The organism is Lactiplantibacillus sp. C232 (assembly GCF_023806725.1).
Lineage (GTDB): Bacteria > Bacillota > Bacilli > Lactobacillales > Lactobacillaceae > Lactiplantibacillus > Lactiplantibacillus plantarum.
In genome coordinates this window covers 28,975-44,713 of sequence record NZ_JAMSKZ010000003.1, presented here as the reverse complement: position 1 = coordinate 44,713, position 15,739 = coordinate 28,975, and the positions used below count along the sequence as shown (strand labels likewise).

The following is a 15,739-nucleotide window of genomic DNA, read 5'->3' as shown; positions in this document are numbered from 1 at the left end:
AGTAATCTAAGGATAATCGTTTTAAGTACACTTTTAAACGGTTTAGGAAAGAACGAACCCAGTACACGTAATGCTGACAAATACCACTGCAATTTCTAATCGAATAACGCTGAATTTTCATCACGTAGCACATAAAAAGTCGCCTACTAATTTGGCAGGCGACTTCCTTGGAACTATTATGACTTTTTAGCAAGCCATTTAGCTAGATAACGATTAGCTTGTGCAGAACAAAGCACTTTTTCACCATTTGCCATGGTTAATCGTCGCAAGTGCTTGTCCAATGACTTAATGCGTTTCAAGTTAACAACATATGACTTATGACATCTATAGAAATTAGGACTCAAATCAGGAACGTCCTTTAACAGTCCATAGTATTCTAATTCACCATCATCCAAATGGACTACGATTTTATGGGGACTGGTTGAACTTTCAAAAAATATAATGCTTTTAACATTAATTGATCTGACCGTCTCACCAATTTTTATTTGAACATAGTCGTCTTGGTCATTTTCATCGGTTTGAAAACGATCTTGTGCCACGTGTAAAACCTTGCTAAATCGCTCATACAAGGAATCTGGAAAATCCTTAAGAATAAAATCTAATGCCTCAACTTGATATTGAAACACCATCAAAGATAACTCCGTGTGTGTCGTGATAAAAATAATCTTGCTGCGCCGGCCCATGTCACGAATCTGGCTAGCTAGTTGAATACCATTAATATCTGAATTAAGGGCAATATCTAACACATAGATTGCCTTTTGAGGCTGCTGTGCATTAACCTTGTCTAACAATTCGTGGGGATCTTGGCATGCTAAACAGATACTCATGTCTAGCTGTTGATCGACGATTACCTTAGTAATGATTTGCCGTATTTGTTGTAATTGTTTCGGATCATCTTCGCAAATGTAGACACTAATCATTCTGAGATACTCGCTTCACCGTCAAGCGTTGTAAGAATACCGCTCCTAAGACTCTGGTTTCGAGTATCATGTTCTCATTGCGATTAACAATCTTACTTAAACTATTCAATCCAATCCCCCGATTCTTGCCCTTAGTGGAATAACCTGCCTCTTTCAGCTTCCATAAGGGTGGTAACTGTTCAAAAACATTGTTTTGAATCAAGAACACCGTACTATTTTTTTCGATAAAAATGGCACTCATAATCTCTCCATCAGCATGTCCTACCGATGCTTCAATTGCATTATCCAACATAATTCCTAATGCAATGTCTAAATCCAATTCATTAACAGTAATGTCAATTAATGGTTCCTTTAAATCAAAATGAACTTCAATCTCTTGCGATTGTGCATAGCTCAACTTACTAAATAGGATACTCTTAATCGACTTCACTTTGACCCGACTCAAATCTTCAAGATTATATTTTTCTTTTAACACCCGATTTGAAACCGGTGCAAGATTCTTTTGATAATATTCTTGTAAACCTTCTAAATCATCAGTTTTCAAATATTCATCTATCGAAATCAACATATTCTGATAGTCATGTCTGAAACGTCGCAACTCATTATAGTGAGCTTCGATTTCATTCATATAGCGAGTATCATTTTGTATTTGTATTCTTTGCTTTTGGACTTCATATTTGGCTCTTACATTTTTTAAATATTCGTTATAAATCACCAATACTAACCCCATTACAACTGACAATATAATTAAATTACTTAATATAACCTGGAACTGATTTTCCAGACCTTCACTCAACATAATATACAAGTATATTATCATTAATAATAGTGCGGTTATGCGATTTAAGCTCTGATTACTAAACGTGGGACTGAAATTCGTGCGATCCATTACAATATTAAGAAAAATTAAGCTTACGACACTCAATATGACAAACACTACCACATACCCATTAGGAACTTTCATTAAACGAGTTAATATATCACAAATATGGTCAACCATAATCGACCATATGAACACTTGAAATGTTATACATAGTGCACCGCTTAGAACTCGTACATACCACCAAGTGAAAAATATAAACATCATTAACATTAAAAAAGAAAAACTAATTCCTAACTTTGCTAAAAAAATATAACTCATCAGCATACAGACGGATAAGAATATAACATCAAAAAGTCTCACAAAAAATATATTTCTCAACAAAGATTTAATTATCAAATAGATAGATAATTCTTGGAAGACAATCATTAACATATATCTACACTAATCCTTGCTTTTTAATTCATCAGGAATTTTAGTTTCGAATAATATCCCATGGCAGCACATAACCAACTGTTTAGTACCTACGTATTGAAAAAGATGGCTAAGTACTTTATACATTTTTTCTTTCATAATTTTCCCTCCTTTCATAGGGCATTAGTAATAAAGCGGCTAATGCCATCGCAATTAAAATGATTGTGCCAAAATAATTATTACTAACTATTTGTAACAAACTCAAAATTAATGACAATCCAATTGCCCGTCGCTTTAATTTTTTTCTCAATGACTTCGATGTAATAGGATTCTTTACCGTATCAGCTGGAGCAAAAATACTTATGATTATTACAAATATTAAACTTAATAACAATCTGTATACTTCAGAAATACCAGTTCCAATCACATACGGCACACCCACAAACACAAAGATAGTTAATATCGTACATAACAAATCCGATTCCAAGTGACGTCCATAGGCAAAGCCACGCAAAACTAAAAAACTACCCATAAAAACTAACACTGGGACCAACTCGTGTAGCAGCAACGCTAAGATAATAGTAATTATCAGCTTAGGAATAACATTTAATACAGTATCAATGCCTAGTTTAACTAGTAATGCCTGCCGTCTTTCTAGTTGAAGATTCTTTTGAATCGCAGCGAATAACCGGTCGCTTAATTTATAAAGCAATAGTTTTTGTTCTGGCTTTTCCATATCCCACTCCTATAATGCTCAAATACATACCTGTATCAACAGTTTAAAACAGTATTAATTAATTGAAAAGAATACATAAATAGATTAATTATTCAATATTGTTTTAAGACTAGAAATAAACATTTAAAGATACATCAGTTTAATTATTCATACGAAACTAAAGTTTCATATAAAAAGATCGTTAATATAAATCAGTTTCATCGATACTCCCCCTTAATTTTTCCTTAGATTACAAGTCAAACTAGACTTAATTTCACTAATTCACATTACTCAATAGATTAATATCAAATGGTGAAAATCAACGAAAAAAGGAGATCTATCAAGCAATCTCCTCTTACATAAAGTTATTTATGAACACTGATTTAAGCTAAGCTGCCGATATCACAATCTCAGCATCCACTAAATCAGCCTTCAAGTTTTTGACATCTAAGTGGTCAAGGTAGAAATCCGTTACCTTGTCACGAATTTGTTGTTCAATTACTCGCCGTAATGGCCGCGCACCCATTGCTTCATCATAGCCTTGTTCCATCAGCCAATCTTTGGCCGCTTTAGTTACCTCAAGTTTGATGGATTTTTTGGCTAACGTTTTTTGTACATCCGCCAACATCAAATCGACAATTTGACTTAAGTCTTGCTTAGTCAGATGTGAAAATTCCACGATTCCATTAAATCGGTTCAGAAATTCTGGGCGGAAAAATGGTGCTAACTTATCCATTAATGACTGATCTCGTTGCTTGTCACCACTTAATGCTTCATTACCAAAGCCAGCATTAGAAGTAGCGATAATAATCGTATTTTTGAAATTAATGACATTGCCTTGTCCATCCGTTAAGCGCCCATCATCCATCACTTGTAACAGTAACGTTAATACTTGTGGATCAGCCTTTTCAATTTCATCTAATAATACAATGGAATATGGATTACGCCGAACCCGTTCAGTTAGAGTATTAGCATTATCTTCATAGCCTACGTATCCAGCCGAGGTACCAATTAATTTCGACACAGCTGTACGATCAGCATATTCACTCATATCTAGCCGAATAATCGCATTTTTATTTCCAAACATATCTAAGGCTAACTGCTTAGCTAATTCAGTCTTTCCTACGCCAGTTGGGCCCACAAACAGAAAACTTCCAATTGGCTGATCACCCTCTGAAAAGCCCGCACGGTTACGCCGAATTGCCTTCGCTACCATTTCAACCGCTTCATCTTGACCGATTACCTTACTTTTCAGACGCTTATCAAGATTTTTCAAGTGCTCAATATCATTAGCGCCCATATCAGCAACTGGTATACCAGTTAAACGTTCAACCGATTGTGCCACATCATCAATCGTGGCAGTGATTTTTTCTTTTTGATCCGTTTTTTTAATTTTTTGCTTGGTTTCCTCGATCGACTTCTTGATATCAGCGGCTTTTGTAAAGTCCTCCGATTTAACGGCGGCCTCCTTAGCTGCCTCTAATTTTTTAACGCGTTGATCCAATGTCTCAACATCAGTTTGCGAATTTTTAGCCGCTAAATGAGCCGCAGTCATGTCGATCAAATCGATAGCTTTATCTGGCAAAGTGCGTTGTGGTATATATTGGATTGAATAATCCACAGCCGCCTTCAAAACATCATCTGGTAATACAACATGATGATGCTTTTCGTACAGCTTTTTAACACCTTGTAATATACGTAAAGTGTCAGCGGCCGTCGGTTCATTAATCACAACATCATTGAATCGCCGTGCCAAAGCCGCATTTTTCAAAATAGTATTGCGATATTCATCTTGAGTCGTAGCCCCGATTACAGTCAGCTCGCCACGTGACAAAGCAGGTTTAATGATATCAGCCAATCCTTTGCCACCATCTTCACCACCAGTGGCGCCCGTGCCGATAATCTGATGAATTTCATCGAAGAATAGAATAATATTACCAGCTGCTTTAACTTCCTTTACTAGCTGTTTAATATTTTCTTCAAAAGAACCGCGATATTGAGTTCCTGCTTCCAAAGACGATAAATCAATCGAATAGATTTCTTTATCTTGAATCGTTTCTGGAACTTTACCAGCCACAATTGCTTGTGCCAGACCTTCGACGACTGCAGTTTTACCTACACCAGCATCACCAACTAAGATTGGATTATTTTTCGTCCTACGACTCAAAATTTCTGCAGTTTCTTGAATCTCATTCTCACGTCCAATCACTGGATCTAGTAATCCATCACGAGCCTGTTCCGTCAAATTAGTCCCTAACTTTTCTAAAATCCCCCCTTTTTTAACAGCCTGTTTACCATCTTTAGATACTTCTATTGTTTTATTATTTTGGGGTAGCTTACCAGTTGCTCGGTATTGAGCAAACTCATCCGGTGTCAGCGATTGTCCATTAACTAAATACCGTGCACGCTCCGAATTTTGATTATCCATGCGCCGAAATAATTGATTGAAAACATCATCCATATCATTGTTAAAAAAAGGATCATTTCCGTAGAAATTTGCCATATTACAACACCTCCATAAAAATTTATATGTGTAACTTAGTGACCATAATATCCTTTAAAACTACAACTGAATCGTATCACGATTTTTATGTATCGTTAAGTAAAGTGCTTATAGAATCAATTAGAAATAATTAGAATAATTTTGTTTAAACAAAAGAGAAATCAATTTCATAAAATGAATTGATTTCCCTACAAGGTTCCCTATTTAATAGCCCTTGATAAAGAACTTGAATTAACAAGTTACTTTCCAGACCAATTTTAATTTAAGAGACTGCGACTCAAAAAGCACACCCAGTATCAAGTTAAGGCCAACTAGTTATCGTTAATATTGCCACTTAAATATCAATACTAGCAATCATGACACACGTGTAAAATCATAAACCAAAACATATTACATGACGTAACGGCGGTCTTGGGACTGTAAACTCACAGTAATGATTCTATTGAGTTGGATAAGGTGCCGATGACCAGTAATTGCCATAAATGCAATTGCTTTCGGTACAATCGTAGTGACATAGCCAACTGTCTCGGCCATCTGCCCATTTGTTTTATAAAACCGTAATGAGACTCGACATTTTTGATCATGCGCTTGTTGTAATTTACAATAATTATTTTCAACACTCAAATTAAAGTCTCCCGTTCAAAGAATTCAGGTTTATTTATTCGTCAGTGAATCTATGTGTTTGTTTTTCTCATTGTTGACGGCGTAAGTCCACATTAAGGAGTCAGCTATTCAGTAAAAACTAAATAACTAGTATTCATGTTCAGCTCAGTATAATATGCATTGATGGTTACTAATCAAAAATCGATCTCTAAATATCCTAATTACTATGAAACTTTGAAGTTAATTTATGAGAAAAATAACTCACAACAAAACTCATGATTACAACCTTGTCATCATAACTAGATTATGAAACATTCAGCCTCCTAAATAAAACTGGTATGCGCGCATGTGCGCATGTGTACAGTATACTATTGCCAAGTATGTCTGAATAACCGTTTTAAGACTTGAAAAACTCAGCTGGGTGCTTTAGGACGCTTTTTGTGCATTTTAAGACAATATCCTAACTTCAACGCCGGCATAGCTTCAATTCGTCAATCAGTGTCTTAGTTTCTCAGCTATTTCTGTTCAGAACATCTTCCTATTACAATAAAAAGCGTTGATCTCAGCAGAATTTACTTCCACCAAAACCAACGCTAAAGTGTTATTATATCAGGTATTTTAAATTCATTTCAGACATTATATTCAGCATTACTTCTACTACCTAAGTAATTTAGCACGTTTAACATCTTCAATCGTCTTAGTTCCCGCTAGTTGCATATCGATCAACAGCTCATCATTAAGGTGACTCACTACGGAAGCGACACCCTGCGCACCACCCAATGCTAATCCATAGATAATCGGCCGAGCAAGTGCCACCAGATCTGCACCATTGGCTAACGCCTTAAAGACATGGGAGCCACGCCGAACACCGCTATCAAAAATTATTGGGACGCGCCCATTAACGGCTTGCGCAATCTCGTGTAAAACATCAAAGGAAGCTGGACCACCATTTAATTGCCGACCGCCATGGTTTGAAACATAGATACCTTGAGCACCAGCCCCGATTGCTAACAAGGCATCTTCTGGTGACTGGATCCCCTTCACAATAACTGGTAAATTCGTATATTCCGTAATACGCCGAACATCAGCCGGGCTAATCTTTTGCGCCGCAGCAGCATAGATTTCCATGATACCTTTCCCTTTACCATCCCCTTCGCTGAACTTAGTCAAGTTAGCCATTGGGATTGGAAACTGGAAATTGTTGATAATATCAGCTTCACGATAACCGTCAACTGTTGCATCAACTGTCAAAATGATTGCCTTAGCACCAGCCTTCACTGCTTCATCCAGTAAACTCTGATTAAAATCCCAATCTTTGCTCATATATAATTGGAAAAATTGGGGCGCACCTTTACCAGCTGCGGCAGTATCTGCAATTGACGTTGAAGAGTAAGTACTCTGAGCCATAAGTGCCCCAACTTGAGCCATCCCTTCAGCAGTCGCAGCTTCACCCCGTGCATGTGCCAATCCTTGAGCGGCCGCTGGAGCCATCATAATAGGCGTTTTGAGATCTATGCCAAAAGCTTGAGTCTGTGTGCTTGGCTGTTCCATATCCGTCAATGCTCGTGGCACAATTTGAACATGGTTAAAGGCCATTGTATTCTGCTTTAAAGTCCATTCGTCTTCTGACCCACCACTAATATAGCCAAAGCCTCCGCTCGGGATGATCTTTTTAGCAGCTGCTTCCAATGATGGTAAATTTAAAATCGTTAACTTTTGCTCACGATCACTCTGTTCATATCCATTAATAACTGTCATTATACTAATCTCCTTTACATAACCCTTTATAATTCATTTAATAATTGGCTAAGTGCCGGTTGATCCGCTTCAGCGATACCATATCGTTCACGATACTTAGCAATCGTATCTGCATCAAAGTTTTCTGGATCTACTGGAACAAAACTAGTATCAATTGGATCAACATTTTTAATTTTTGCATCAATCACAATTGGTAGTTGATTACCATTCTGCTGTAGTTGAGTAACTTTCTGAAACGTTGCTTTCAACTCTTTAAGGTTAGTCACTTTAAAACCAATCGCACCCATGTTGTCTGCCATCTTGGCCCAATCAGCACCAATCAAGTCAATCCCATACGGCGCCTGATTAGCGAGTAACTTTTCATGTTGAATAAAGCCTAATACTTTGTTTTCTAAAACCACGTTAATGACTGGCAAATGATATTTAACTTCCGTTAGTAAGTCTGGCATCACCATGGCATAACCACCATCACCAGAAATACTCCAAACCTGCTTCTTAGGATAATTCAATTGGGCGGCCAAACCTGCTGGCAAACCAAAACCCATCGTGCCATACCAAGCCGACATCGTAAAAGTCTGTTGCTTATTCAATGGTAACTGTCGGATTGCCCATTCCGTATTATTCCCAACATCCAGACCAAAGACGGCATCATCAGTAGCATTGTCTTTAATAGCTTCTAGCACCCCTTCAGCCGTCAACCCTCCTTGATCATCAGTAGCAATTGTCTTGAGCCACCGGTTCCAGTTTTGCTTATCACGTTGAGCAGCTTTCAAGAACTTAGTTGGCTTAATTGTCACTTCGGATTGAAGTAATGCTTGGAAAAATTCTTTTGCATCTGCAAGAACAGTAATATCAGCATCATGTTGTTTGCCTAAATCTGCTAAATTGTTATTGACTTGAATAAACTTAATTCCTTGTGGCAAGTAACGTGCAAACGGAAAGTTAGTACCAACAAACAAAACTAGATCTGCCGCTTGCGAGACTTCAAAGGCGGGTTTAGTTCCTAGTCGACCGCGAGAGCCCATGAAATTAGGATGGTCAGTTGGCATAATACCAGTTGCTGGAGCCGTCGACAAAACCGGCAAACTAAATTTTTCAGAAACTGCGATAACTTCTTGACGCGCATTATAGGCACCCTTACCAATCCATAAAACAGGGTGTTGAGCAGCTTTCAAAGCCGCTATCGTCTGCTGAACATCATCTGATTTCGGCATTAAGACCTGTTGACTGCCGCTAAGTGAAGCCGTTTTAAAACCATCAAACTCAATATCTTGACCAGACAAATCATCTGGAATGATAACAACAGAAACCGAACGGGTCGCGTATGCTGATCTAATTGCTTCATCAACCACGTATGGAATCTGTTCAGCCGTTGTCACTTGTTTATGAAATTCGGCTACATCTGCAAAAATTGGATCTTGGTTCATTTCTTGAAAGAAGTTCGTATTCATAATGGATGTTGCTGATTGACCGACTAAAGCTAGCACCGGTACGTGATCCATCTTGGCATCGTATAATCCGTTCAAGAGATGAACGGCGCCTGGTCCTGCTGAACCAAAGCTAACACCAATCGTCCCCGTTAATTTAGCATCTGCCGCGGCAGCTAAAGCACCAACTTCTTCATGACGTACTTGAATATACTTCAAGTGGTCTTTCTCTTGGTAGAACCCATCTACCGTATTATTAATCGAGTCAGCTGTAATACCATAGATATGATCAATGTTCCAGTCGACCAACACTTGTGCCAATGCTTGTCCTGCTTTAATTTTAGTCATTTCCATTACCCTCTTTTTGTTGTTACTTTTTTAAGCACAACCATATCCTAAATAAAAACTTGATCCTTGTCAAGTCTTTATCTTAAATTATGCTTGTTGTTGAACAGCGCTAATGTCATCAATAATATCTTGCAGCGTCACTCGCGACATACGTGCCTCAGCACTATTCTGAATATCACAGTAGTATTTTTCCATCACTCGCGGAATTACCGACCCGACCGGACACGTCTCCGAAGTATTATGGTCAACGTTTAAAAAATTACGCTTAGCCACCACTGCTACATAGATATCCTTCAAGGTAATATCATTGGGCGAACAAGCTAATGTTGGTCTAGCAACGCCACGAACCGAAGTTAACAAGCCTGCTTTTCTTAACTTACTCATCATTCTTCTGACCATGGTAGGATCCGTATTTAAACTACTAGCAATATGCTCACTTTTCAGCTGGTCATCAGTATGCAACGCAATATATGCCATAATATGCGTCGCATCACTTAATTGTGTATTAGCCATCTAGACACCTCCCATATCCATCTCTATTGTTACTTATTTTAGCACATCTAGCATGAACATAAAAGCGATTAAGGAAATAAGTTAGGCTTCTTTCCCTAATCGCAACATAAGATTATTTGATAATCTCCATTAATTCAATAAAACTTATTCAAGACACCGATAGTAGCTGAATTTAAAACCCACCCTGTCCAATTTGATGTTGCAAATCATCTAAGCCAAATTGTTTTAAATAAGTTGAAAGTGGTTGTAAATCTTGAGCTTCATACCGTTGTTTAAATGCTTCAATATCAGCTGCCGAACTCATTGCCGAATCTAAACGAAGCTTTTCAGCAGGCAGTGGCCGATCTCCTGTAATCACCGCATCAATCAGAACTGGTTCATACTGAGCGATTGCTTTGGCTTGTTCAAAAACATCAGGTAATTGCTCAATCTTATTAACTCGAAAAGCTTGCATGTGCACGCCATCGGCAATCTTACTAAAATCAATATCATTGAATTCAACGCCAATAAAATCATTCTGATTAGTATCTTCCTGCTCATCTTTGATAAATCCATATTGGCAGTTGGTGAAAACAACATTAATCACTGGTAAATGGTATTGAACTTGCGTCGCCAAATCTTGCATGGTCATCGAAGCGCCACCATCACCAGCCAGATTAAACACCTGCCGCTCAGGATAATTAAGTTTGGCAGCAATTGCTCCCGGAATACCAACTCCCATCGTAGCAAATAAGTTAGAAGTAATGTGCCGATTGGATGGCGTTAATTTCAAATGTCGATTCGCATTCAAATTGATATCACCAACATCAATCGAATAGATTGCATCAGGCTCCGCAATTTTATTAACCGCACGTAGCACTTGATATGCTTGTAAAGGCCCTTCCTGCTTATCTTCTAATGAAGCTAGATAAGCCCGCCAATTTTTAACATTGGCTAAATTGGCTTGCCACCAAGGTGTCGACTCCCGTTCAGATACCTGTGCTAAAATTGCAGCCAGCGTCTTTTGTGCATCAGCAAGTACCGCAATATCTGTTTTATGTCGTTTACCTAACTTAGCTGGATCAATATCAATTTGTAAGAAATAACGCGTATTTTTAAACGCTTTGGAAACTTCTGCAAACGGATAATTATTACCAACAAATAAAACAACGTCAGCTTGCGCAAGTGCCTCATTCGCCGGTTTTTGTGCCACTCGATTAGCAGAACCCAAATAGGCTGGATAACGATCTGCGACAATCCCCTTAGCTGGATACGTACTCATTAATGGAATTTTCAACGTTTTACTCAATTGTTCGAGTTCTTTACCAGCCTTACGAGCTCCAATGCCATAGTAAATAAGTGGCCGTTCAGCTGCGAGTAAAGTCTGTGTCAATCTCGTCACTGCTTGAACGTCAGGTTCTGGTAATAACGGCGTTTGATAACTATTAGCGGAAGCATACCAATCTTCAGCTGGAATCTGTTGCCATGGTAAATCGACTGGAATTTGCACAACCGCAACACCTTGGTGCGCATAGGCGCGTCGAATTGCTTCGTCAATAACATGTGGCAACGTGGCAGCATTGACGGCTGTTACATTATAATCTGCAACGTCCGCATAAATCGGATTCTCATTCATTTCTTGGAACGTATCCATGTTCATCCCAGTAGTGCCAAATTGACCAATAAGCGCTAGAACAGGGACATGGTCTTCACGCGCATCATATAACCCATTCATAAGATGAGTGCCACCAGGTCCCGCTGAGCCGAAGCAAACCCCGATTTTACCCGTTAGCTTAGCATCAGCAGCGGCGGCCATTGCACCAACTTCTTCATGCCGTACTTGAATATAATGGATTCGATCCCTTTCTGCTGATAATGCGTCCATAATCGAATTAATTGAACCTCCAGGAATACCATACAAATGATCTACTCCCCAAGCTTCTAAAACTTTAATAACTGCTGCACCTGCTAATATGTTAGTTTGTTTTGTTTGTTTCATAACCATAATAAAGCCCCCCATTTCATGCACAATTTAATTACGCGCAACTTAATAAACGAATATTACCACAGCAAACGCTTACATTCAAGTGATCATAAACTAGTGCTTTTTACCACTTAATCACGATTCAAATGCATTTTAGATCAACAACAGCGCTAGTCTGCTTACCTCGATGAACCACCATCACTGTTGAAAATTAGTATCTCATACATTCGTTTTTTAAACAATTTTAGTAATTAGTGTATGTTTTACAGGGGCATACTTCCAACAATGTCTGCATGTTTAGAAGCTAGCCATTCTTCGCCTCACACTACTATTTTTGTTTCATACGTCCTTATTTAATTGTGGATAACGCTCTAGCACATCTACTGTATCCCGATTCAAAGCATGATCAGCACATAAAATAACTGCAGCACTATTCGAATCTGCACGGTAATACTGACTGTTTCTAATTGCAAATAACACACCATTTTGTTTTGCAGATTGAATATATTGCCCCATGATATCCATATCAAGCTGACCATTTATTAACAATTGATATTTGCTGTTTTCTTTCAAAAGGCGCTGTAAGACGCCACTACAGTTATACTTTAACGCTTCAGCAAACGAAATTCGCAACTCAATACGTTCATAAAAAGTACCTAAACAACGATGCTGTTCATCGGGTCTCACTAAGGGTAACCCAAACACTGCATTCTGAATTCGTTGATCTAAATCTGGTCGTTTACCTTGCATACTCACACCTCATTAAGCAAAAATTTCTGTATAAAAGACAAAAGAAGATCCAAACCTCGCCAAGAGATTCAGACCCCCATTTAAAAATCAATTACGTTGCATCGTATCTAATCCGTAATGCTTTAAATTAAGAAAGATATGTTTATCGAAGAAACCAATGAACGTGCCTTGAAAGAACAAGCAAATAACGGTACCAACATTGACGGCCCATAAGTGCCCACTAACGCCAAACGTAATCATCATAATAATTATCGGTGGTATATAGTGAACTATTTGCGCCACTGTAGCATTTCCATGCACATAGCGGAACCGTATAATCTGCATAAAGTCATCGTTCGGATGCAGAACTAAGTTTGCGCGTTGATAAATTGATGTCGCTAAAGCAACACATAGCACACCAAACACATCGATGACAATTCGTAATGCCAACGGTAATTCTGCAATCTCACTCCGCTGAATCAAGTCAGTAAACCATTGAATCAAGAAACTGAACGGTAAAGTAAATAACAAATTACCGATTACACGTCGCCAAATGATTTGGTGAATCAAGATAGCATTCATAGTAACCACCAGCACACCACAAGTAAACAATGTCGCTCGCAAGCTTAGTGGCCATAGATGGTACAGATTTACTGCTGAAGCTGTCCATACTGCACTGCCCAAGTTCATAACAACGGTTAATGCATGACCAATCGAATTAATTAGGAGTGATAATCCGAGAAATAACCATCGTTTTAGCCAATCATGATTGGGCATCACTAACTTGGTAACTGCCATGATAACCCTCTTCTCAGGCCAAACTTAGTCAACCGTTGCTCCGACTGCATCTGGTGTTAAGAAGTCTTCATTGGCTTTCAAGTCAAAACGCTTGATTAAGTCACGGAAATCTTTGTCGGTCAACGATTGCAAGACTTCTCCACCTTGTTCACGAATCGTCGTGTAGATTAATGCTGACTTTTCAACTGTTTCAACTAACCCGTAAGTTTCATCCAGAGAGTCACCAGCTGCGAAGACGCCATGGTGTGGCCATACAACTACCCGGTAGTCGGCCATCTTAGCAGCCGTCTTTTCACCGATTTCATTAGTTCCTGGGCACATATATGGGATAACGCCTACGCCTTCTGGGAAGACAACGATTGATTCTGGATGCATCTTCCATAGCGTCCGACTGAACCGCTTAGATGACAACGGAATCGTAAAGGTCATTGCAACCAAGTTAGTTGGGTGGCAATGCATGATAACCCGTTGATCAGGATCTTGCTTCAACCGAGCAATGTGGCTCATTAAGTGTGATGGAAATTCGCTAGTTGGTTCACCACCATCATTGAAGCCCCACATTAAATCAACACTGTTGCCGACTTCGCTGATTCGAATCAAGCCCATGTCACGTTCTGGAAATTCGACCATATTCTTAAAGTACCGGCCAGTTCCCGTAACTAAGTAATACTTGCCCGCTAATTCACTGGCATCAAATTTAATTGGAATCTGACGTAAAACTTTATCCGTACCAGCATAGGCTTCAACTTCCTCTTTAGTCAGTCGTAGACTCACGTTGCCGCCATTCCGTTCGTCCCAGCCATGTCGATATAAATTTTCCGTTGTTTGTGCCATATCACGTACATATGGTGAATCAATAAAGTCTGTCATAATCATTGCCAACCTTTTCTTGTTAATTTTTGTTGTAACTAACCGTCGTTATTCCGTAACTACTTTTTTGTCCCGAGGGAATTGGACTTTCTGTTCATAGTTATGAATTTCATCAAGCCAATCAGTTCCTACTGGTGTATTGTTCTTCAAGCAGAATTCATCCCAAACAGCACCAAATGGGAAGGACTTCAATTCTTCAGTAACCGCCAACCGCTTCGTAAAGTCGTAGTTTAATTCAGCTTTCTTCAAATCATCAATTGGTGCTAACATCGCTTGTAATAAGGCCTTTTGCGTTGCCCGCGCACCGATAACCCATGCAGATACTCGGTTGATCGTAGCATCAAAGAAGTCTAAACCGATGTTAGTCCGTTCCAACTCGTTATCACGAACCAATGACCGAGTAATCCGTTGTAAAGCTTCGTCAAAGATTACAACATGGTCACTGTCCCAACGAACTGGACGTGAAACGTGCAACATTAATCCTTTGCCAAACGGCATGAAAGCAGAGAACTTATCCGAAACATCTTCCGTTGGGTGCCAGTGCCCAGCATCAATCGTCCAGAGTTTGCCCCGGCTGATGGCATAGTTGTTATAGAACAGATGGGAGCCAACCGTATAAGATTCAATCCCCGTACCGAACAGCTTACCTTCGACAGCTTCGATCGTATTCTTTTCATCGTACTTCTTGGCAAAGACTTCATCTAGGGACTCAATCAACCGTTCCCGTGGTGCTTGTTTATCAATTGGGTTATCTTTAAAACCATCTGGAATCCAGAAGTTATTAACCGATTGTTGGCCTAATTCTTGCCCAAAGTAATTTGCGATTTCCCGCGATTTCTTACCAACTTCAATCCAGTAGTCTCGTACTGACTTTTCAGGACTAGCTAACGTAAAGTTATGCTTAACCATTGGATGGGAGAAGAAGGTTGGATTCATATCTAAGCCAATACCTTCTTGTTTAGCCCAATCTACCCAATATTTGAAGTCTTCCGGACCAACTTCGTTAAAATCTTTTTTCTTATCTGTAACCGCATACAAAGTATGCAAAGCGACTTTATGACTCCCAGGAATTAATGATAATGCTTCGTGCAAGTCACCAGTTAATTGATCTGGAGTCCGCGCAATACCTGGGTAATCACCCGAAACACCGATCCCACCAGTTAATTCTTGATCAGGGTTCAAGAAACCATGAATATCATCACCTTGCCAACAATGAACAGACAACTTGACCTTCTTTAGTGCTTCCATGGCCTTTTCAGTATCAACACCAATTTCAGCGTAACGTTCTTTTGCAACTTGATAGGCTTTTTCGACTTCGTCAGTTTTAACCATTAGTATTTCCTCCTCGTATTCAATAA

The 15,739-nt window shown here is 39.0% G+C and carries 14 protein-coding genes; all 14 read right to left on the bottom strand.

Translation table 11 applies throughout. The features are described 5' to 3' along the window. Nucleotides 1–176 precede the first annotated feature (176 nt). Nucleotides 177–920, bottom strand: coding sequence for a LytR/AlgR family response regulator transcription factor (locus MZO41_RS04285; RefSeq protein ID WP_003643584.1), 744 nt, complete (start codon nucleotides 918–920; stop codon nucleotides 177–179). Then, the gene (locus MZO41_RS16970; RefSeq protein ID WP_003642929.1) at nucleotides 913–2,175 is read right to left on the bottom strand and encodes a sensor histidine kinase; all 1,263 of its coding nucleotides are present in this window, start codon (nucleotides 2,173–2,175) and stop codon (nucleotides 913–915) included. The genes MZO41_RS04285 and MZO41_RS16970 overlap by 8 nt, the downstream gene beginning before the upstream one ends. A gap of 9 nt (nucleotides 2,176–2,184) precedes the next feature. Next, nucleotides 2,185–2,313: a cyclic lactone autoinducer peptide gene (locus MZO41_RS04275; RefSeq protein ID WP_003643585.1), complete on the bottom strand. Its 129-nt coding sequence runs from the start codon at nucleotides 2,311–2,313 to the stop codon at nucleotides 2,185–2,187. Then, nucleotides 2,294–2,890: an accessory gene regulator AgrB gene (locus tag MZO41_RS04270; RefSeq protein WP_013356063.1), complete on the bottom strand. Its 597-nt coding sequence runs from the start codon at nucleotides 2,888–2,890 to the stop codon at nucleotides 2,294–2,296. The genes MZO41_RS04275 and MZO41_RS04270 overlap by 20 nt, the downstream gene beginning before the upstream one ends. 367 nt (nucleotides 2,891–3,257) lie before the next feature. Continuing rightward, nucleotides 3,258–5,372, bottom strand: a complete 2,115-nt coding sequence (gene clpL, locus MZO41_RS04265) for an ATP-dependent protease ClpL (RefSeq protein WP_003642931.1) — start codon at nucleotides 5,370–5,372, stop codon at nucleotides 3,258–3,260. Between the two features lie 390 nt (nucleotides 5,373–5,762). Then, a complete protein-coding gene (locus MZO41_RS04260; RefSeq protein WP_003642932.1) occupies nucleotides 5,763–5,996 on the bottom strand; it encodes a hypothetical protein in 234 nt (77 codons plus the stop codon). Nucleotides 5,997–6,632: 636 nt separating this feature from the next. After that, complete coding sequence (locus MZO41_RS04255; RefSeq protein WP_003642933.1) at nucleotides 6,633–7,733, bottom strand: lactate oxidase; 1,101 nt, start codon at nucleotides 7,731–7,733, stop codon at nucleotides 6,633–6,635. Nucleotides 7,734–7,759: 26 nt separating this feature from the next. Continuing rightward, nucleotides 7,760–9,514 carry a thiamine pyrophosphate-dependent enzyme gene (locus MZO41_RS04250; RefSeq protein ID WP_003642934.1) on the bottom strand — a complete coding sequence of 585 codons (1,755 nt, stop codon included), beginning with the start codon at nucleotides 9,512–9,514 and terminating at the stop codon, nucleotides 7,760–7,762. 81 nt (nucleotides 9,515–9,595) lie between these two features. Continuing rightward, entirely contained in the window at nucleotides 9,596–10,021 is a 426-nt protein-coding gene (locus tag MZO41_RS04245) for an Rrf2 family transcriptional regulator (protein ID WP_003642935.1), read from the bottom strand. A gap of 172 nt (nucleotides 10,022–10,193) precedes the next feature. Then, the gene (gene spxB / locus MZO41_RS04240) at nucleotides 10,194–12,005 is read right to left on the bottom strand and encodes a pyruvate oxidase (RefSeq protein WP_003642936.1); all 1,812 of its coding nucleotides are present in this window, start codon (nucleotides 12,003–12,005) and stop codon (nucleotides 10,194–10,196) included. 318 nt (nucleotides 12,006–12,323) lie between these two features. Beyond that, complete coding sequence (locus MZO41_RS04235; protein ID WP_003642937.1) at nucleotides 12,324–12,734, bottom strand: YueI family protein; 411 nt, start codon at nucleotides 12,732–12,734, stop codon at nucleotides 12,324–12,326. Between the two features lie 87 nt (nucleotides 12,735–12,821). Continuing rightward, nucleotides 12,822–13,511, bottom strand: a complete 690-nt coding sequence (locus MZO41_RS04230; RefSeq protein WP_003642938.1) for a YczE/YyaS/YitT family protein — start codon at nucleotides 13,509–13,511, stop codon at nucleotides 12,822–12,824. Nucleotides 13,512–13,535: 24 nt separating this feature from the next. After that, the gene (gene rhaD / locus MZO41_RS04225) at nucleotides 13,536–14,387 is read right to left on the bottom strand and encodes a rhamnulose-1-phosphate aldolase (protein WP_003642939.1); all 852 of its coding nucleotides are present in this window, start codon (nucleotides 14,385–14,387) and stop codon (nucleotides 13,536–13,538) included. A gap of 42 nt (nucleotides 14,388–14,429) precedes the next feature. Beyond that, nucleotides 14,430–15,713, bottom strand: a complete 1,284-nt coding sequence (locus tag MZO41_RS04220) for an L-rhamnose isomerase (protein ID WP_003642940.1) — start codon at nucleotides 15,711–15,713, stop codon at nucleotides 14,430–14,432. Nucleotides 15,714–15,739: the final 26 nt, after the last annotated feature.

What these genes read in the sequence shown, in the direction of transcription:
- MZO41_RS04285 (WP_003643584.1), bottom strand. Translation starts at nt 920, where the DNA reads ATGATTAGTGTCTACATTTGCGAAGATGATCCGAAACAATTACAACAA.
- MZO41_RS16970 (WP_003642929.1), bottom strand. Translation starts at nt 2,175, where the DNA reads ATGTTAATGATTGTCTTCCAAGAATTATCTATCTATTTGATAATTAAA.
- MZO41_RS04275 (WP_003643585.1), bottom strand. Translation starts at nt 2,313, where the DNA reads ATGAAAGAAAAAATGTATAAAGTACTTAGCCATCTTTTTCAATACGTA.
- MZO41_RS04270 (WP_013356063.1), bottom strand. Translation starts at nt 2,890, where the DNA reads ATGGAAAAGCCAGAACAAAAACTATTGCTTTATAAATTAAGCGACCGG.
- clpL (WP_003642931.1), bottom strand. Translation starts at nt 5,372, where the DNA reads ATGGCAAATTTCTACGGAAATGATCCTTTTTTTAACAATGATATGGAT.
- MZO41_RS04255 (WP_003642933.1), bottom strand. Translation starts at nt 7,733, where the DNA reads ATGACAGTTATTAATGGATATGAACAGAGTGATCGTGAGCAAAAGTTA.
- MZO41_RS04250 (WP_003642934.1), bottom strand. Translation starts at nt 9,514, where the DNA reads ATGGAAATGACTAAAATTAAAGCAGGACAAGCATTGGCACAAGTGTTG.
- MZO41_RS04245 (WP_003642935.1), bottom strand. Translation starts at nt 10,021, where the DNA reads ATGGCTAATACACAATTAAGTGATGCGACGCATATTATGGCATATATT.
- spxB (WP_003642936.1), bottom strand. Translation starts at nt 12,005, where the DNA reads ATGGTTATGAAACAAACAAAACAAACTAACATATTAGCAGGTGCAGCA.
- MZO41_RS04235 (WP_003642937.1), bottom strand. Translation starts at nt 12,734, where the DNA reads ATGCAAGGTAAACGACCAGATTTAGATCAACGAATTCAGAATGCAGTG.
- MZO41_RS04230 (WP_003642938.1), bottom strand. Translation starts at nt 13,511, where the DNA reads ATGGCAGTTACCAAGTTAGTGATGCCCAATCATGATTGGCTAAAACGA.
- rhaD (WP_003642939.1), bottom strand. Translation starts at nt 14,387, where the DNA reads ATGATTATGACAGACTTTATTGATTCACCATATGTACGTGATATGGCA.
- MZO41_RS04220 (WP_003642940.1), bottom strand. Translation starts at nt 15,713, where the DNA reads ATGGTTAAAACTGACGAAGTCGAAAAAGCCTATCAAGTTGCAAAAGAA.